Below are 17,633 nucleotides of genomic sequence, written 5' to 3' on the forward strand. Positions count from 1 at the left end.
TCGCTCATGATGTGCCGGCTCTGCCGCCGGGGGAACGTCTACATCTGCATGTCGGCGAGCTCATAGATTTCAAGCCTGAACTTGCCACTGCCTTGTGCCAGGAACGGGTGGCCGTCCGCGAGCGCCTTCGCCCCGTCGAGGGTGTCGGCCTCCACGATTGAGTAGCCGTTCAGGTCGGAGGCTTCAGCGAGGGTTCCATCGTCCACTACCGAGGTGCCGGCGGCGAACGGTGCGCCGGCGTCGAGCAGTGCCGGGCCCAGCTTCTCCATCCAGGCTCCCCAGGCGGCCATCTGTTCGGCGGACTGCTCCGGCGTGAACTGGTCCATCGGCGTGGCCGGTCCTTTGTAGATGTAAATGAACTTGCTCATGACTTGTCCTTTCGTTGTGTGTTTTCCTGGGTGGCTTGCGATCCGCCCCCTTCAAGAAGGGACTTCAGCTTCACGAGATCCTTGCGCATGGCGCGCCGCATCATAGGTGCCATCACGAGGTTGACGACCGCCGGGAACCCGGCCGGCATACCGGTGTTACGCAGCGTCATGCGCGTGGAACCGCCAGCGGCCTCCGTCCAGGTGTAGGTCGTCTGCATGGGGAACGGCCCCTGGGCCGTGCGCATGACCAGCTTCCTGCCCGGGTCCAGCTCGGTGAATTCGTAGACGTATTCCAGGCTCTTTCCGAGGAACTGCGCCCTGAACGCCACCTTGGATCCCAATGCCATGGCCGGAGCCGTTTCCCACCTCACGGCCTTGATGTTCGAATACCAGGCCGGAGCGTTTTCCGGGTTGGCCGCGTAGGCCGCCACCCCCGCGCGCGGCCGGCGGATCTCGATTTCCGTCACCACATCAACCATGCCTGCCACCTCACCTCCCGTCTCAACCGCCTAGAGTCCGGCAACCTGCCGGCCGGTGAAGGCAACCAGGCGTTCCATGCTTGCCGCCGATTCGTCAACCAATGTCTCGGCGGCAAAGCTCTTGCCGCGCATCTGGGGGCTGATGGTGTTCCGGGCGAGGCCCAGGACATAGTCGGACAGGACCGGCGAGACGCTGAGCTCCTGCCCGGTGGCCGTGGCGAAGTCCCAGGCGTGGACCAGCAGTTCAAGGTTCAGGATGTTCGCAACCAGGGTTGCCGGCAGTTCGGCAAAGCCCATGTCCAAGGTTCCCTCCGTGCCGCGGGCGCGGAACGCCTCCAGCGTGGTTTGCGCGGCGTCGGCAATCCTGGCCTCCGGCGTGGCGGACGGCTGATCCGCAACCGCCACACCGAGCGCCTTGCCGATCGATGCGATCGAGCCAAAGAGATGGTCCAAAAGGGCATCAACTGTGAAGTCTTCGCACGGTGTTGCCACACCCAGATCCGAATCCTTGAGCCGCCGGAGGACGCGCTGGGCAACCGCCAGGGATGCTTCGGCGCTGGAGAGTTCGTCGATGGGGTCCGGGGCCGCAGCCCACTCATCGGGGCCGGCATCGCCATTGGTGGCCAGCAGGACGAGCCGCTCAAGGAAATGGTTCCAGCCTTCGGCGTGGCCGGCCTCCTGCTGCTCTGTGAGCCCCTCATGAATCAGCTGGACGGTGGTTCCGCCCTCGACAGCTTCCAGGTTCACGGTCACCGTCGACGCTCCCGGCGGCAGCCCGGCGTCGCCCTCCCACCCCCAGGTGTAGACGATCCGCTTGCCGGGCTCGATTTCGGTGAAACTTCCCATCGCCGAATGCCCCGGCGTGACGGTCCAGCGGTAGTCCCCGCCTACGCGAAGATCCACCCGCGCCGCCACGGCCTTCCAGCGCCGCAGGCGCTCCGGCTCCGTGATGAGCGCGAAGGCGGCGTCCGGGTCAACCGGGATAAATACTGTCTTGTTGAATGTCATCAGATATTCCCTTGCGATGATTGCGGGCCCAGCCGGCCGGCGTCGGCCACCAGCAGGTCCAGTTCGGTTGTCCAGAAGGCCTCGAATTGTTCACGCAGCCGGACCATCCCGGCACCGTCCAGGCGGTAGTACCTGTTCCGCCCGTCCTTCCGGGCGGTCACGAGCCCCACTTCCGAGAGCAGCAGCAGATGCTGGGAAACGGCCGACCTGCTGACCGGAAAGTGGCCCGACAGCTCGGTGACCGTTTTCTCCCCTTCCGCCAGGAGCCGAAGCAGCGCCCGCCTGTTGGGCTCCGTCGCGACTTCCAGAAGATCAGGCACAGAAAATACGTTAGTCGTCACTAACGCATTAAGCAAGGGTTCCCCCAAGGCGCACGCAAAAAGGGCGGCGGCAACCCGACCGGGGTCACCGCCGCCCTTTAGGCGGTTACGCCGCCGGTACTGCTGCTTCCTTGACTTTCAGGGGTTCGATGTCGCCCATGACAAACAGGTAGTTGGCGGCACCCAGGAGCGACACGGCGCCGATGATCGCGAGCGGGGCCACAAAGGATCCCGTCTGGTCCACCAGCACGCCGATCAGGATCGGGGTGAAGATGCCTGCGAGGTTGGAGGCGAAGTTCTGCAGCCCGCCAATGGATCCCACGTGCTTGGAGCTCGGGGCAACATCCGCGGGCAGCGACCAGATGCCGGTCGCGGCGACGGTGAGGCTTGAGTAGGCGACGGATAGGAGCGCCAGCGCCATCCACGCCTCCGGCGCGAGGGCGGCAAACATAATGACGGAACCGCCGATCAAGCCGCCGGCAATCGTGGCTTTGCGCACCTTGGTCACGGAGACACCGCGACGAACAGCACGGTCGGCCAGGTAGCCGCCCAGCCAGCCGCAAAGCACCGCACAGATACCTGGAATTGCACCGAAAAAGCCCAGCTTGAGCAGGTCAAAGCCGCGCTCTTTGACGAGGTAGCTCGGGAAGAACGTGATGAAGAAGTAGATGGCGCTGTTCAGGCAGAAGAAACCGAACATCATGCTGAGGATCGTGCGGTACTTGAAGAGTGAGCGCCAGGGCAGCTTCGCGGCATTTGCGTCGTCGCTGCCCTCTCCGCGGGCACCGCCTTCCTCGATGTAGGCCACCTCAGCGGCGTTCGCCCCGGGGTGATCCTGGGGGCTGCGGTATACCTTCCACCAGACGGCGGCCCAGATGAGGCCGGCGACGCCGATAATAATGAACACTGCGTGCCATGACGTCAGCGCCACGATCAGGGTCACGATGGGAAGCGCGATCACGGCCCCCACGCGGGAACCCGAATCCCAGATGCTGGTGGCGAAGGCCCGCTCCCGGACCGGGAACCAGGTGGCCACCACCTTGGCCGCGGTACTGGGAGCGGGGCTTTCGCCGACACCCAGGAGGAACCGTGCCGCGAACAGGGACCAGAAGTTTGTCGCGGCTGCGGTCACCATGGTGAAGACAGACCACCAGACCGCGGCCAGCGAGAAGGACCTGCGCGGGCCGACCTTGTCCACGTACCAGCCGGCCGCCAGCTGGCAGAAGTCGTAGGCCCAGAAGAATGCGGCGAAGATGAGGCCCTGCTGCGTGGCAGAGAGTTCGAAGTCCTTGCCCATAAAGGGCAGGGCAACGCTAAGGCTGGAGCGGTCAAGGTAGTTGATGCTCAACCCGACAAAGGCGAGCCAGATAATGGCCCAGCGCTTCCGGGTCATAGTGCGGGGATTTTTGAGGGATGACGTACTGGCAACTTTACTTCCGAGCGCAGTCATGTGGTCTCCTTCGACGTAAACATGGCTTCGGGCGCCTCTGGCACCGGGGAAGACACCGAAGATATCGGTGCCAAATCATATAGGAATCTGGTTAATCATATAGCTAATGTGATCGAGATCAAGCCTTCCCCGAAAAAACATCCGCAGCGGTTCCGGCACGCCCGGTGGAATATGATTCCCCCAGCGACTCCAACCCGAGCCGCGCATCCAACCAGCACTAAGAGGTCAGCGCGTGCCCCCACGTCAGTCTTCCGATATCTCCCGAGGCAAAGCCGCGGTCAGTGACGTGTATTCGTCCATGCGCGCCTCCATCCTCGAAGGCGAAATAGCACCCGGCACCCGGATCAACATCGACGCAGTTTCGCGGAGCCTCGGCGTTTCACAGACGCCGGTGCGTGAGGTGCTGCAGCGCCTGGAAGGCGACAACCTCGTGGTTTACAACCCCGGCCGGGGCTATAGCACCACGCCCCTGCTGGATCTGGCCGAACTGCGCTCCCTCTTTGAATTCCGGCTGCTGGTGGAACCCTGGGCGGCACGCTCTGCGGCCGTTGACCGCCTCGCCAACCCGTCCGCCGCCCTCGAAAAGGAAATTGCAGCGTTCCGCCGCACCATGAAGTCCGACGGCGACCTGCGGCAGGATCTGGTGGCCCACGACACCCGGTTCCACGACACGATCCTAGCCGCGGCCGGCAACACCGTGGTCCGCCACGCGTTCGCGCAGACGCACTGCCACCTGCACACATTCCGCCTCTACCCGGCCGACATAGACGGCGCAATAACAGTTACGGAGCATTCGGCCGTCCGCGAGGCCATCAAAGCCTGCCAGCCCGAGCAGGCCGAAGCTGCCATGGCGGAGCATATCCGGAACTCCTTTGCCCGCTTCGCACAGGCCTTCGAAGGCCACGCGGACCTCGCTCCACTGGAGGGCAGCGGCGCTCCCCGACGGCACATCATGGAATGAACACAAGCCCCGGCCCGACGGCCGGGGCTTTTTTCTGCCTTCGGGGCGTAGCGTCGGAAGGCCACAACCCCGGCGTCGCTTGATCTGGATCACATCTCCTATATGATTATGGAAATTCATATAGGAAATCATGCAACCCTCCAGATCAATCCGAGAGAAGAGATCCATGCCTTCCATCATTTCCATCAACACCCAGGACGTCCGCTTTCCCACATCACTGGAACTCGACGGGTCCGACGCGGTCAATGTTGACCCCGACTACTCCGCCGCCTACGTCGTCATCCGCACCGATGCGGGCGAAGAAGGCCACGGCTTTGTGTTCAGCTGCGGCCGGGGCAACGAGATCCTGACTGCGGCCATCGACTCCTATGCAGCGCTCCTGCTGGGTCGGGACATCGACGAACTGATTTACGACCTGGGCAACGCTTCCAAGCGCCTCATTCACGACTCGCAGCTCCGCTGGCTCGGCCCGGAAAAAGGCGTCACCCAGATGGCGGCCGGCGCGTTGGTCAGCGCGCTCTGGGACATCCGCGCCCGCCGCGAACGCAAGCCGCTCTGGCTGCTCCTGAGCGAGATGTCCCCCGAAGAGATCGTGGACGTCGTCGACTTCACCCATATCCGCGACGCCCTGAACCCGCAGCAGGCGCTGGACATCCTCCGCGCGGGCCAGCACGGCAAGGCCGCCCGCATTGCGGGTCTCAGGGCGGACGGCTATCCCGCCTACACCACCTCGCCCGGCTGGCTGGGTTACAGCGACGAGAAACTGGTCCGACTAAGCAAGGAAGCGGCCGCAGACGGCTTCTCAATGATCAAGCTCAAGGTGGGCGGCGACATCGCTGACGACCGCCGCCGCATGGCCCTCGCCCGGCAGGCAGTGGGCGATCTCCCCATCGCCATCGACGCCAATCAGCGCTGGGAGGTGTCCGAGGCGATCGAATGGGTCAACGCGCTTGCCGAGTTCAAGCCGTATTGGATCGAGGAACCCACCAGCACCGATGACATCCTGGGCCACGCGGACATCCGGAAGGGGATCTCGCCGGTGCGCGTTGCCACCGGCGAAGCGGTGGCCAGCCGCATCGTGTTCAAGCAACTCCTCCAGGCAGGCGCCATCGACGTACTCCAGCTCGACTCGACCCGGGTAGGTGGCGTCAACGAAAACATCGCCAACCTGCTGCTCGCGGCCAAGTTCGGTGTCCCGGTCTGCCCGCACGCTGGCGGCGTGGGACTGTGCGAGCTTGTCCAGCACTTCTCCTTCTTCGACTACGCAGCCATCACCGGAACCCAGGACGGCCGCATGATCGAATACGTTGACCACCTCCACGAGCACTTCGCGGAACCGGTCCGGATCATCAACGGACGCTATGCCGCGCCCGAACGACCGGGCACGGGGGCAGAAATGTTGACCGCATCCCGGACCCGTTGGGACTTCCCCTCCGGTGCCGGGTGGCTTGAAGTGGGCAACCGCGCCGCCGTCACGGGCGCCAGCCTTGCACCCGCAGGAGCCGGCCGATGAACACCACCGATGCAGAACTGAACGAATCCGTCGATGCTGCCCACGCAGCGTTCGAGAAGGCCCGCCTGGCCAGTCCCGGAACGAGGGCAGCCTGGCTTGAAGCGGTGGCCGCCGGCCTGGAAGGCAACGCCGGTGCCCTCATCGGGATCGCAGCCAGGGAAACGCACCTGGCCGAGCCCCGCCTCCGGGGGGAACTGAAGCGTACCGTCTTCCAGCTCCGCCTCTTCGCTGACGAAATTCGACGGGGTGAGCATTTCGACGCGACGATCGACCATGAAGATGGCGCCTGGGCCATGGGGCCTCGGCCGGATCTGCGCCGCTACAACGTTCCTCTTGGCGTCGTCGGGGTCTTCGGGGCGTCCAACTTCCCCTTCGCCTTCAGCGTGATGGGCGGCGATTCCGCGTCCGCGCTGGCGGCCGGCTGCGCCGTCGTCCACAAGGCGCACGACGGCCACCGGGAACTCGCGGTCCGCACGGCAGAAACGGTGACCGCCGCACTTGAGGCAGCCGGGGCGCCGTCTGGCCTCTTCTCCCAGGTCACCGGCCGCCAGGCGGCAGAAGCGCTGGTTGACCACCCCCTGGTGAAGGCCATTGGGTTCACGGGTTCGACGGCGGGTGGCCGGGCGCTGTTCAACCGTGCGGCTGCGCGGCCGGAACCCATCCCGTTCTTCGGCGAGCTGGGCGGCATCAACGCCGTTTTTGTCACCGGCAACGCATGGTCTGCGCGCCGCGAGGAGATCCTTAGCGGCTATGCGGGCTCCCTCACCCTCGGTATGGGGCAGTTCTGTACCAAGCCGGGCGTGCTGTTCGTCCCGGCCGGGCAAACTGACGAGGTCCGGGACGGTCTCCGGCGGGCCCTCGCAGGCTTTGCCCCGGCACAACTGCTCAGTGAACGGCTGCACGAAGGGTTCCGGCAGGCAGTTGCTGACTTGCGGGACACGGCAGGCGTGCAGGTACTGGTTGAGGGCGACTTCGCCGAAGCGCCGGCCCCCACTGTCCTGCTGACGACTTCCGATGCGGTGCGCCACGACCCAGGGATCCTCCGACAGGAGATGTTCGGCCCTGCCAGCCTTGTGGTGGAGTACAGCGACGAATCCGAACTCGCCGCCCTTGCCGGGCTGCTGGAGGGGCAGCTGACCACCACACTGCACGCCGAATTGGAGGACGACGTGGCTGAGCTCGCCGGCAGGCTGGCGGATATTAGCGGGCGCCTGCTCTGGAACGGCTGGCCCACAGGAGTGACCGTCAGCTACGCACAGCACCACGGCGGGCCGTACCCGGCCACGACGTCGGGAACCACCTCCGTGGGGACAGCCGCCATCCGGCGGTTCCTCCGGCCGGTGGCATTCCAATCCTTCCCGGCGTCAAGGCTGCCGGAACCCCTGCAGGACGCCAACCCGTGGAACATTCCGCAAAGGGTCGACGGCGTCTGGCAGCATCCGTTTGCTGCCCGGAAGGACGGCAAGCTGTGACCGCGCGGACCGCTTCGCCCGCACTGGTTCTGCCGGAGGACGCGGAGAACGCCCTTCTCATCGGCCGCCTCTGGGATGTGGAAACCTCAGGACCCCGGATAGTGGCGGTGCGGGGCGGCGACGTGTTCGACCTGCAGCACGTTGCCGGCACTGTATCGGAGCTGCTGGAACGCCCGGATCCGGCGGCTGACGTCCGCTCCGCCATGACGATGGCGCGCTGGAATACGGCTGACGTGCTGGAGGCGTCGCTGTCACAGGACACATCCCGTCCGCACCTGCTGGCGCCCGTTGACCTCCAGGTCATCAAGGCCTGCGGAGTGACGTTCGTGGACAGCATGATTGAGCGGGTCATCGAAGAGCGCTGCGGCGGAGATGCCGGCAGGTCCGCCGAAATGCGTGACCTTGTGGGTCGGGCCCTCGGCGGCAGCATCGGCGACGTACGGCCGGGTTCCCCTGAGGCCGCCGAGGCCAAGCGGGTGCTGATCGCCGAAGGACTGTGGTCGCAGTACCTGGAAGTGGGCATTGGCCCCGACCCTGAAGTCTTCACCAAGGCACCGGTGCTTTCTTCCGTCGGCCTCGGCGCGGGCATTGGAATCCCATCGTTCTCCTCCTGGAACAACCCTGAACCGGAACTGGTGCTGATCGCCACGTCCACGGGCAGGGTTGTTGGCGCCACGCTCGGCAACGACGTCAACCTCCGCGACGTCGAAGGCCGCAGCGCCCTGCTCCTGGGCAAGGCAAAGGACAACAACGCCTCCAGCGCGCTGGGGCCGCTGATCCGGCTGTTCGACGACGCGTTCACACTCGAGACGGTGCGGCAGGAAGAGATCCTGCTCCGGGTGGAGGGCGCGGACGGTTACCAGCTGGAGGGCCGGAACACGGTGGCCCGGATCAGCCGTCCGTTCGAGGAACTGGTGGCGGCGACCTTCGGCAGGCACCACCAGTACCCGGACGGGTTCGCGCTCTTCACGGGCACACTGTTCGCGCCCACGCAGGACCGGGACGTGCCGGGGCAGGGATTCACCCACCGGATAGGGGACGTGGTCACTATCCGGAGCCGGCATCTTGGCGCCCTGGTCAATACGGTGGGCGCCGCCGAGGAACTGCCGGAATGGCGCTTCGGACTCCAGCAGCTGTTCCGTTACCTTGCCGCGCAGGAGCAAGCCACGGCTGCGGTCAGCTGAACAGGCCTTCGCCGATAAAGCCGCCGGGCCTGATGCCCGGCGGCACCGCGGCCAGCGCGGAGCCGGTGTGCTTGAGGTACTCGATGGCCAGCGTGTCCTGCTTGGCCATGGCCATCTGCATGGGCACGTAGTGCGTGCGCGGATCCTTGACGAAGGCGATGAAGAACAGGCCTGCGTCGAAGTGCCCCAGACCGTCGGAACCGTCCGTGTAGTTGTACCCCCGGCGCAGCATCCGTACGCCGCCGTTCTGGTCGGGATGGGCGAGGCGGACATGCGAGTCGGTTCCCATCAGGGGTTCACCGTCCCTGCCCAGGATGCTGAAGTCCGGGGCGGTGAATTCCTGGCCGCCGGACAGCGGAGCGCCCTCTGCCTTGGTCCGCCCGATCAGGCCTTCCTGTTCGCCCAGTGACGTCCGGTCCCAGATCTCGATGTGCATCCGGATGCGGCGCGCCACCAGGTAGCTTCCGCCCTGCATCCAGGCTTCGCCCTCCCGGGTGCCGGCCCCCGCCCAGACATGGCTGTCCAGCAGGCCGGCGTCCTCGACTTTGAGGTTGTTGGTGCCGTCCTTGAAGCCGAAAAGGTTGCGGGGCGTCTGCTGAGCCCGGGAAGTGGATGACGTGCGTCCGAAGCCCAGCTGCGACCAGCGGACGCGTACCTTCCCGAACCCCAACCGGGCGAGGTTCCGGATGGCGTGCACAGCCACCTGGGGATCGTCGGCGCATGCCTGCAGAATGATGTCTCCGCCGCTGCGTACGGCCTGCAGGTCGTCGCCGGGGAAATGCGGCAGGTCTATCAGGGCGTCCGGACGCCGGCCCTCGAGCCCGAACCGTGCATTCCCGTCCTTTTCGAACAGGCTGGCGCCGAATCCGAAGGTGACGGTGAGCTTGCCGGCGCTGAGGCCCATCGCTTCCCCGGTATCCTGCGGCGGGGCGTCATAGGACCCGCCGGCCGCCCCGGTTTCACCGGTTTCCCGGCCCTGGGTCATATCCTCCGCAGCGGAAGTCCAGTCCTTGAGGAGCCGGATCAGGGCGTCGCGGTCCTCGGTGATGACATCGAAGGCGGCCATGTGCAGGCGGTCCTGTGCCGGCGTCGTAATTCCCGCCTGGCGGTCCCCGTAAAACGGGACCGTGTCGGCGGCAGTCACCTCGGCGGCAGGGTCCGACGCGAAGACGGCGTCGCGCCCCAGCAGTCCGGCGGCGAGGCCTGCCAGCGCGCCGGCGCCCCCGACGCCGGCAAAGGAGAGCATGCGCCGGCGGGACACGCCGCGCCCGGCACCCTCTTTATCAGCCGCGCCCCCAGTGGCGGCCCCGTCAGTGTCGGTTGCGGCGGCGGCAGCAGCCGGGGACGTGTCCCGCTGGACTCCGCCCTGGCCGCGGCCCTGCCCACCGCCGAAGGGGCAACCGGTCACAGCACTACTGCCGCGGTGAGGTTGGACAGCGGCTCGCCAAGGGAATCCACCAGGGCGGCGAGGCGCTGGATCTGTTCCGGGGTCAGTTCGTTGTAGTAGGCAAAGCCGTCGCCCCTGGCGTGGGTCTTCAGTTCAGCCTGCAGCTCCGAGAACTTCGTATCGAGGGTCTTGGCGAGCTCCGGGTCCTTCTGCTCCAGCACGGGCCTGAGGTTTTCGAACGCGATCCGGGCGCCGTCCACATTGGCCTGGAAATCCCACAGGTCGGTGTGCGACCAGGCCTCCTCTTCGCCGGTGACCTTGCCGGTGGCCACCTCGTCCAGCAGCTCCTTGGCGCCGTTGCCCAGCTTGTCGGCAGTGAGCTCCACCGTCCGCGTGCGCTTGGCCAGCTCCTCGGTGTCGGCCACCAGCTGGGCCGACAGCTTTTCACGCTCCGCGGCGCTCAGCGCCTGGAACCCGGCCGGCGGGTACAGGTCCTTCTCGGCACGGTGCCAGCCGGTCCACTCCTCGCCCTCGGCCAGGTCCGCTTCGCGGGCGTCCAGCTTGGGGTCGAGGTCGCCGAAGGACTCGGCTACCGGCTCGATCCGCTCCCAGTGCATGCGGGTTGCGGCGTAGAGCTCTTTCGCGGTGGCAGCGTCGCCGGCGGCGTAGGCCTCGGCAAATTTCTTGGTCCCGGCCAGGAGCTGTTCGGTCTGGTCCTTGACATACGCTGCGTACTGCGCGGTCCCCTGGTCGATGAGCGCCTGCAGGTCCTTGTCCACTGCCGGCCGGGTGCCCGAGTCGGCCACGTCAAAGCTGGCGCGGATGCCGTCACCCACCATTCCGGGCTTGCAGGCAGTGTTGTACTTGCCGGCAGGGACCGTGACCACCAGGTTCCGGGTCAGCCCCGGGCCGATGTTTTCCACTTCGCCCAGGATCCGCAGGCCGTCCTCCGCCAGCAGGTAGAACTCGGTGACCTGATCGCCGTCGTTCTTGACGGTGAAGGTGAGGTTGCCGCTTACCGCGGTGGCTGTGGACACCTTGCAGGCATCGCTGGTGCTGGTGACCTGGATGGGTCCGGCCGCCCCCGCGGCCGGTGAAGGTGCGGCGTTGTCCGTGCAGGCGGCCAGTGTCAGCGGAAGGACTGCGACGGCGGCTGCCGCTGCCAGGCGGGCGGCCGCGCTGTGCCGGCGGCCGGGCGTGCGGGCGGCTGCTGAGCGGTCAAATTCGGGCATGCTGGGGCTGGGCATGGAGGTGTTCCTTTGGGGGTGCGGGAGTGGGGGGTCAGGAAGCCGCGACGGCAGCCCGGGCGGCTGTGTTCGGCTGCGATGATGCGCGGCCGCGGCGGTTGGAACGAAGGTAGGAGAACAGCACGGCCGGGACGTACAGCAGCCATGCTGCCGCTTCCAGCCACGTGGTGGCAGGTGAGAAGTTCAGGGTGCCTGTGAGTACGGTCCCGTACCAGGACGACGGCGGGATGGCCGCCGAAACGTCGAAGGCCAGGCTGTGGAGTCCGGGCAGGATCCCGGCCTCCTGGAAGTCATGGACGGCGTAGGCAAGCACGCCCCCGGCGATGACGACGAGGGCGGCGCCGCTCCAGGTGAAGAACACCCCGAGGTTGATCTTCAGGACTCCGCGGTGCAGCAGGAAACCGAGCAGGACGGCGGTCGCCAGGCCCAGGAGGGCTCCGAGCAGCGGAGTTGCCGACTGCCCGGCGGCTTGGGTGGCCGCCCAGAGGAACAGGGCAGTTTCGAGGCCTTCGCGTCCTACCGCCAGGGCGGCAACAACGGCCAGCCCCCAGCCGGCGCCACCTGCGGACCTGTCTACCTGCGTACGGAGTTCGGTGCCGAGCGTGCGGGCGGTGCGGGCCATCCAGAACACCATCCAGGTCACCAGCGCCACGGCCACGACCACGACGGAAAGGCTGCCACCGATGGCTTCCTGCGCTTCGAACGTGAGTCCGCGCGGGCCGAAGGTGAGCAAAGCCCCGAATCCCGCCGACACGGCCACTGCGAATCCGACGCCCGCCCAGAGCCGGGGCAGGAGGTGCCGCCTTCCGGTCTTGATGAGATAGGCCATCAGGAGTACGACGACGAGAGTCGCCTCAAGGCCTTCGCGCAGGCCGATCAAATAGTTTGCTGTCATGAACGTGGAGCCTCAAATATCCGCAGCCAAGGTTAGGCTAGCCTTATAAGAGGATCACCCGCGTGTTCAAATTAAGCAACTCAAACGTGTGCTAATTCCCGAACATTACGCCCGCTCCGGCTCCCTGCACCGCTTTGCGGCGCGCCCGGACCTTACGGCGCCGAGTCCCGCACTTTCAGTTCGAAACCTGCCTCGATGTGGAGCCCCTCCGACGCGGTCTCGACGCCTTCGATCCGGTCGATGAGCAGCTTGATGGACCGCTCGGCGATCTCCTCCATCCCGGGAGAGACCGTGGTGAGGGCTGGCGACGCGAAGCGGGCCTCGTCGATGTCGTCAAAGCCCGCCACTGCGACGTCGTCCGGCAACCTGATGCCGCGGACCAGGAGCTCGTGCAGGGCACCGAGCGCCATGACGTCGTTCAGGCCAAAGACGGCGTCGAACCGGACTCCGCTGTCCAGCAGGCTGCCGACGGCGGAGGCCCCGCCGTCACGGCGCCAGTCGCACTGCACCACAAGGGCCGGGTCAAACTCCGCCCCCGCAGCCTCCAACGCCTTCCGGTAGCCGTTCAAGCGCAGGCCGGGGCTGTCCGTCGTGGCGCCCGCCGTCGCGCCCAGGACGGCAATCCGACGCCGCCCCCCGGCCAGGAGATGGGCGGTGATGGCTTCCGCGGCCTCGGCGTTCTTCATGGTCACCAGGTCGAAGCGCGGATCCGCGATGTGTTCCCCGAGCATCACGATCGGCTTGATGCCCTGGTGCGCGGCAATGGTGTCGACGTCGAGGGTCAGCGGGGTGAACAGCAGCCCGTCCGTGAGCTGGCGGAACGGACCCTGGAGCGCGCTCAGCTCGTGTCCCGCGACCCCGCCGGACTGCTCCACCAGGACGCGGTAGCCCCGGCTGGCCGCAACGGTCATCAGCCTGGACGCAAGCTCCCCGTAGTAGGGAATGGACAGGTCGGACAGGACCAGTCCCAGCATCCGGGTTTTGCCGGAACGCAGGCTCCGGGCCGTCAGGTTGGCCTCGTACCCCAGCTCGGCAATGGCGTCCAGCACCTTCTGCTTCGTGGCTGGCCGGATGAACTCGTAGTCGTTGAGCACATTGGATACCGTCTTCAACGAGACGCCGGCGGCGCGCGCAACGTCGTTCATGGTCACAGCCACAGGTGATTCCCTTCCCCGTCAACACTTTCAGCTACATCGTTGCAGACCCGCCCCGGTTTTGCCCTTTCCGCAACATTTACAACGTTATAGAATAGTGGCGGCCGCAGCATCCGAACCGACCCTCCGCCAGCACGTCACAAAGGAAACCGCCATGCCGTCCGCCGCCCCTCCCCTCTTCCGCTGCCCGGTGTTCGACGGCGCCGCCGACCCCACGGTCGTCCACCGCCGCGGCACGGGCGAGTGGTGGATGTTCTACACGGCCCGCCGCGCCACGCTCACCACCGATGGCGTGGACTGGATCACCGGCACCAGGATCGGGATCGCCGTGTCCTCGGACGCGGGAGCCAGCTGGCAGTACCGCGGCGTGGTGGAGGGCCTCGATCCGGAGGACTCCGCCGGCCTGAACACCCACTGGGCCCCGGAGGTGGTGTGGCATGACTGCACATACCACATGTTCCTCACCTGGGGCGCCGGTGCTCCCCGCACCTGGGCCGAGCAGACCCGGCGGCGGCTGGTGCATTTCACCAGCCCCGGCCTGGAGCAGTGGGAGTTCCGCGGGCGGGTGGATGTCGGTTCCGAGAACGTCATTGACGCAGCCTTCGCCGTGGTGGCGGACGGCCGTCCGCGCCTCTGGTTCAAGGATGAGGTGGACGGCTCCACCACCTGGTCGGCGGTCTGGGAACAGCCGGTGACCCGGAAGGAACCGTCCGACGGCGCCAGCGGCAGCACCGCCGTCGGACGCCCCGGACGCCGGGAACCGGTCGGCCGCTGGCGCGCCGAGGGGCAGGTGATCGGGCTGCCTGCCCATGAGGGTCCCAACGTGTTCCGGCTGGGCGGCTGGTACTGGATGGTGGTGGACGAGTGGCGCGGCCAGGCCGTGCACCGCTCGGCGGACGGCCTCGCCTGGGCCCGGCAGGAAGCCAACAACGGCCTCATCCTGGATACGCCGGGCGCCGGGGCGGACGACGCCACGTACGGCAGGCACGCCGACGTGGTCACTCAGGACGACCACGCGCATATCTTCTACTTCACGCATCCGGAATGGCAGGACACCGAAATGGCCAACGGCCTGGCGGACCCGGCCCGGGCGGTCCGTGAACAACGCACCAGCATCCATGCGGCGCGGCTGCACGTGGAAGGGGACGTCCTGGTCTGCCTGCGCGACCTGGACGCCCCCGTCCACCTGGATCCGGCGCTCCTCGAGAGCTAGCTCCGGGGCCCGGATTCCCTATCGCCTAGTGTCCGACTCCGTCGACCGAGAGGCGGATCATGCTCCAGGACACCGCGGGAAGCTCGGCGGTGAGCCGGCCGCCGTCGACCTTGACACTGACGTTCTCGCCGGGCAGCACGGAGGTCGAGTCATCCGCTGTCGCCTGCCAGTAGGGATCCTTGTTCGTGTAGGTGACCGCTTCAACAACCTTGGCGTTCCCCAGACCGGCGACGGCGGCGTCCAGCGTAAGGGCGTCCGTTGCCGAACGGTTCACGGCAAACACCACCGCCTCGCCGCCGTCCGCATCGAAAGTGGCGACGGCGGACAGCGCCGCGAAGCCGGCCGTCTTGCCGCCGCTGAGCAGCGGGGATTCGACGGCGAGCTGCAGCACCGTGCCCTTGGCGTGCCGTGACGTCAGGGCGAACGGGTGGAAGGTGGTCTGCTTCCAGGCGCGGCCGCCGGGCTCGGTCATGATGGGGGCGATGACGTTCACCAGCTGCGCCAGGCTGGCGGAGTGCACGCGGTCGGTGTTGCGGAGCAGCGTGATGAGGAGGTCGCCCACCACCACGGCGTCCGCCACGGTGTAGCGGTCCTCGAGCAGCACCGGGGCCACGGGCCAGTCCTTGCCGGTGGGTGCCTTGGATTCGTCGCGGCTCATGTGCCAGACGTTCCATTCGTCGAAGGAGATGTTCACCTGTTTGGCGGACTTCTTGACCGACTTCACGTGGTCGATGTGGGCCACGATGTCCTTGATGAAGGCCTCCATCCGATGGCCGGAGGACAGGTGTTCCTGCAGGTCGCCGAAGTCCTCGAAGTACTGGTGTGCGGAGATCAGGTCCACCAGGTCGTAGGTTTCCGTCAGCACAACCCGCTCCCACTCGCCGAAGCTGTCCATCGTGGGGGCGGAGCTTCCGCAGGCCACCAGCTCCAGATCCGGCTCCACCATCCGCATGGCGCGGGCGGTGTCCGCCGCCAGCCGGCCGTACTCCGTGGCGTTCTTGTGGCCGATCTGCCAGAACCCGTCCATCTCGTTGCCCAGGCACCACATCTTGATGCCGTAGCCGTTTTCGGCCCCGTTGGCCCGGCGCTGGTCGGAGAACGCCGTCCCGCCGTCGATGTTGCAGTATTCCAGCAGGTCGAGGGCTTCCTGGGTCCCGCGGGTGCCCAGGTTCACGGCCATCATCGGCTCGACGCCTGCCTTGGCGGACCATTTGGCGAACTCGTCCACCCCCATATGGTTGGGGTCGGTGGAGTGCCAGGCCAGGTCGAGGCGCGCCGGACGCTCTTCCACCGGCCCAACGCCGTCCTCCCAGCGGTAACCGGAGACAAAGTTCCCGCCCGGGTATCGGACCGTGGATACGCCCAGTTCGCGGGTGAGTTCCAGGACGTCGGTCCGGAAGCCGTCAGCGTCAGCCTTCGGATGGCCCGGCTCAAAGATACCGGTGTAGACGCAACGGCCAAGATGTTCCACGAAGGCGCCAAAGGTGCGGCGGCGGACCGGCCCCACGGTGAAGGCGGGATCCAGGGTGATCTTGGCGGTGGCGTGTTCGGAAGTGCCCACGTAAACATCCTCGTTTCTAGGTTTCTACAACGTTATAGAAGATAATTGTTAGCGTTCATCCAGGATCCGTCAAGGTTGGCCGTCCACATACTCGTAGGGGCAACGCCGTGGGTTCGGAAACAGATCCGTTATCGACTCGATTTGCCCCACATCTCAGGTTCGGCAATCCTCGATGTGAAAAGGCAATAGATGTTGCCAACGCTGAGGGCGTTCTGCATCACAGATGGGGGATCTGGATGGACACGATTGAGGACCAAGGTGGAGTGGCGGAGGAGAACTCGGTCCTAACAAGGCGGGCAACTGTGCTGGCAGCTGTCAAGATGGCCATGCGTAGCGTGAGCCATTTCTTTTGGGCCGGAGCGGTGCAGCTGGCACGGGCTGTGTGGGCGGGAATGCTACGGCTGAGCCAGGGTGTGCGGGCGGGAGCCCTGTGGTCGCTGACTCGCGCTGCTGCGCTCTTCGACACCCTTGGCCCCAGGCTCTACTTCGCAATGACTGCACACGGGTCAATCACCTACCGGATTGAGTTCACGTCACCCGATCATTTCGAGTGGATACGTTCTGCCCTTCAATCCGCAGGCTGGCAGGTCGATCAGACGGAATGGTCCGGGAAGTCAACCATCATTGCCTACAAAACGGGGCCGCATACCTTAACCTCGGGCTATGCCGATCGCGCCATCAAGTCCGTGACGCTGACACTTAGTAGCATTCCCAACAAAGTGAAGACGATTCATCCGGAATTTATCCATCCTGATATCGAGCCCCATCCCCGCTGGGCCCTGGATGAATATTCGCGCTATTGGGGTCCATCTGTCGTGTGTTTGGGGGCCGGTGGGCAGAGCGCGCAGTAGCGGTCTTGGGTGCCGGTAGTGGCGTTCTTGGGGGCCACCCCGGCTTAGGCTCCTTCCGTCGTGTGTATAGGGCTCACGGCGGAAGGAGTAATCATCAATGGTACGGAAGATCAGAGCGAAGCTCGTGTTGCAGTTGCGCGCCGAGGGCCTGTCCGGGCGGGCGATCGCGGCATCGCAGGGAATGTCTCGGAAGAGCATCACGGCGGTGCTGGAGGCTGCCGATGCGGCCGGTGTGGTTTGGGATGATGTCGCCGACAGCTCGGACCGCGAGGTGTATGCCCGGTTGTTCCCGGGGCGCGGTGAGCATCAAAGCGTGTTCGCGCAGCCGGACTGGGATCAGGTGCACCGGGAGATGGCCCGGGTCGGGGTGACGCTGAAGCTGCTGCATGGCGAGTACGCCGATTCATGCGCCGCTGCCGGTGAGCCGGTGATGGGTTATGACCGGTTCTGCAGGACCTACCAGCGGCATGTGTTGGTAACGGGGGTGGCATCCCGGGTCGGGCACAAGGCCGGGCAGACGGTGGAGGTCGACTGGTCGGGGCCGACGATGCAGTTGGCCGATCCGGTCAC

The 17,633-nt window shown here is 66.1% G+C and carries 16 protein-coding genes and 1 pseudogene; 7 read left to right on the forward strand and 10 right to left on the reverse strand.

From position 1 onward, the window contains the following. Positions 1 to 38: 38 nt before the first annotated feature. From CXQ91_RS10675 to CXQ91_RS10695, 5 genes are all read right to left on the reverse strand, one after another. Positions 39 to 368: a YciI family protein gene (locus CXQ91_RS10675; protein WP_104173887.1), complete on the reverse strand. Its 330-nt coding sequence runs from the start codon at positions 366 to 368 to the stop codon at positions 39 to 41. After that, complete coding sequence (locus tag CXQ91_RS10680) at positions 365 to 847, reverse strand: SRPBCC family protein (RefSeq protein WP_104173923.1); 483 nt, start codon at positions 845 to 847, stop codon at positions 365 to 367. Before CXQ91_RS10680 ends, CXQ91_RS10675 begins: the two co-directional genes overlap by 4 nt. Before the next feature lie 30 nt (positions 848 to 877). Then, positions 878 to 1,855: a TIGR03086 family metal-binding protein gene (locus tag CXQ91_RS10685; protein ID WP_104173888.1), complete on the reverse strand. Its 978-nt coding sequence runs from the start codon at positions 1,853 to 1,855 to the stop codon at positions 878 to 880. Further along, on the reverse strand, positions 1,855 to 2,175 hold the full coding sequence (locus CXQ91_RS10690; RefSeq protein WP_104173889.1) for a helix-turn-helix transcriptional regulator: 321 nt from the start codon (positions 2,173 to 2,175) through the stop codon (positions 1,855 to 1,857). The genes CXQ91_RS10685 and CXQ91_RS10690 overlap by 1 nt, the downstream gene beginning before the upstream one ends. A gap of 106 nt (positions 2,176 to 2,281) precedes the next feature. Further along, positions 2,282 to 3,625: an MFS transporter gene (locus CXQ91_RS10695; protein ID WP_104173890.1), complete on the reverse strand. Its 1,344-nt coding sequence runs from the start codon at positions 3,623 to 3,625 to the stop codon at positions 2,282 to 2,284. A gap of 256 nt (positions 3,626 to 3,881) precedes the next feature. On the opposite strand from CXQ91_RS10695, the gene CXQ91_RS10700 reads away from it, so the two are divergent. From CXQ91_RS10700 to CXQ91_RS10715, 4 genes are all read left to right on the forward strand, one after another. After that, on the forward strand, positions 3,882 to 4,586 hold the full coding sequence (locus CXQ91_RS10700) for a GntR family transcriptional regulator (RefSeq protein WP_258073935.1): 705 nt from the start codon (positions 3,882 to 3,884) through the stop codon (positions 4,584 to 4,586). Between the two features lie 166 nt (positions 4,587 to 4,752). Then, positions 4,753 to 6,099 carry an L-fuconate dehydratase gene (locus CXQ91_RS10705; protein ID WP_104173892.1) on the forward strand — a complete coding sequence of 449 codons (1,347 nt, stop codon included), beginning with the start codon at positions 4,753 to 4,755 and terminating at the stop codon, positions 6,097 to 6,099. Beyond that, on the forward strand, positions 6,096 to 7,571 hold the full coding sequence (locus CXQ91_RS10710; RefSeq protein ID WP_104173893.1) for an aldehyde dehydrogenase (NADP(+)): 1,476 nt from the start codon (positions 6,096 to 6,098) through the stop codon (positions 7,569 to 7,571). The genes CXQ91_RS10705 and CXQ91_RS10710 overlap by 4 nt, the downstream gene beginning before the upstream one ends. After that, entirely contained in the window at positions 7,568 to 8,755 is a 1,188-nt protein-coding gene (locus CXQ91_RS10715) for a fumarylacetoacetate hydrolase family protein (RefSeq protein ID WP_104173894.1), read from the forward strand. The genes CXQ91_RS10710 and CXQ91_RS10715 overlap by 4 nt, the downstream gene beginning before the upstream one ends. Here the strand turns inward: CXQ91_RS10715 and efeB are convergent. The 4 genes from efeB to CXQ91_RS10735 form a co-directional block, all read right to left on the reverse strand. After that, positions 8,748 to 10,163 carry an iron uptake transporter deferrochelatase/peroxidase subunit gene (gene efeB, locus CXQ91_RS10720; RefSeq protein ID WP_104173895.1) on the reverse strand — a complete coding sequence of 472 codons (1,416 nt, stop codon included), beginning with the start codon at positions 10,161 to 10,163 and terminating at the stop codon, positions 8,748 to 8,750. The genes CXQ91_RS10715 and efeB overlap by 8 nt on opposite strands. Continuing rightward, the gene (efeO, locus tag CXQ91_RS10725; RefSeq protein WP_104173896.1) at positions 10,160 to 11,389 is read right to left on the reverse strand and encodes an iron uptake system protein EfeO; all 1,230 of its coding nucleotides are present in this window, start codon (positions 11,387 to 11,389) and stop codon (positions 10,160 to 10,162) included. The genes efeB and efeO overlap by 4 nt, the downstream gene beginning before the upstream one ends. A 34-nt stretch (positions 11,390 to 11,423) precedes the next feature. Next, positions 11,424 to 12,284: an iron uptake transporter permease EfeU gene (gene efeU, locus CXQ91_RS10730; RefSeq protein WP_104173897.1), complete on the reverse strand. Its 861-nt coding sequence runs from the start codon at positions 12,282 to 12,284 to the stop codon at positions 11,424 to 11,426. 152 nt (positions 12,285 to 12,436) lie between these two features. Then, positions 12,437 to 13,441, reverse strand: a complete 1,005-nt coding sequence (locus CXQ91_RS10735; RefSeq protein ID WP_104173898.1) for a LacI family DNA-binding transcriptional regulator — start codon at positions 13,439 to 13,441, stop codon at positions 12,437 to 12,439. Between the two features lie 151 nt (positions 13,442 to 13,592). On the opposite strand from CXQ91_RS10735, the gene CXQ91_RS10740 reads away from it, so the two are divergent. Then, a complete protein-coding gene (locus CXQ91_RS10740) occupies positions 13,593 to 14,651 on the forward strand; it encodes a family 43 glycosylhydrolase (RefSeq protein WP_104173899.1) in 1,059 nt (352 codons plus the stop codon). Positions 14,652 to 14,676: 25 nt separating this feature from the next. Here the strand turns inward: CXQ91_RS10740 and CXQ91_RS10745 are convergent, their stop codons facing one another. Next, the gene (locus CXQ91_RS10745; protein WP_104173900.1) at positions 14,677 to 16,212 is read right to left on the reverse strand and encodes an alpha-N-arabinofuranosidase; all 1,536 of its coding nucleotides are present in this window, start codon (positions 16,210 to 16,212) and stop codon (positions 14,677 to 14,679) included. Between the two features lie 236 nt (positions 16,213 to 16,448). Between CXQ91_RS10745 and CXQ91_RS10750 the strand changes: the two genes are divergently transcribed. Both CXQ91_RS10750 and CXQ91_RS10755 read left to right on the forward strand, forming a co-directional pair. Further along, a complete protein-coding gene (locus CXQ91_RS10750; RefSeq protein ID WP_104173901.1) occupies positions 16,449 to 17,063 on the forward strand; it encodes a hypothetical protein in 615 nt (204 codons plus the stop codon). Positions 17,064 to 17,160: 97 nt separating this feature from the next. Beyond that, positions 17,161 to 17,633, forward strand: a pseudogene (locus CXQ91_RS10755) (IS21 family transposase); the annotation flags it as partial.

It is taken from the genome of Arthrobacter sp. Y81 (assembly GCF_002929335.1).
Lineage (GTDB): Bacteria > Actinomycetota > Actinomycetes > Actinomycetales > Micrococcaceae > Arthrobacter.

Excerpts from the sequence above, each read along its gene's own strand:
- CXQ91_RS10695 (WP_104173890.1), bottom strand. The coding sequence starts at position 3,625 with ATGACTGCGCTCGGAAGTAAAGTTGCCAGTACGTCATCCCTCAAAAAT.
- CXQ91_RS10740 (WP_104173899.1), top strand. The coding sequence starts at position 13,593 with ATGCCGTCCGCCGCCCCTCCCCTCTTCCGCTGCCCGGTGTTCGACGGC.
- CXQ91_RS10750 (WP_104173901.1), top strand. The coding sequence starts at position 16,449 with ATGGACACGATTGAGGACCAAGGTGGAGTGGCGGAGGAGAACTCGGTC.
- CXQ91_RS10705 (WP_104173892.1), top strand. The coding sequence starts at position 4,753 with ATGCCTTCCATCATTTCCATCAACACCCAGGACGTCCGCTTTCCCACA.
- CXQ91_RS10680 (WP_104173923.1), bottom strand. The coding sequence starts at position 847 with ATGGTTGATGTGGTGACGGAAATCGAGATCCGCCGGCCGCGCGCGGGG.
- CXQ91_RS10685 (WP_104173888.1), bottom strand. The coding sequence starts at position 1,855 with ATGACATTCAACAAGACAGTATTTATCCCGGTTGACCCGGACGCCGCC.
- CXQ91_RS10710 (WP_104173893.1), top strand. The coding sequence starts at position 6,096 with ATGAACACCACCGATGCAGAACTGAACGAATCCGTCGATGCTGCCCAC.
- efeU (WP_104173897.1), bottom strand. The coding sequence starts at position 12,284 with ATGACAGCAAACTATTTGATCGGCCTGCGCGAAGGCCTTGAGGCGACT.
- CXQ91_RS10675 (WP_104173887.1), bottom strand. The coding sequence starts at position 368 with ATGAGCAAGTTCATTTACATCTACAAAGGACCGGCCACGCCGATGGAC.
- efeO (WP_104173896.1), bottom strand. The coding sequence starts at position 11,389 with ATGCCCAGCCCCAGCATGCCCGAATTTGACCGCTCAGCAGCCGCCCGC.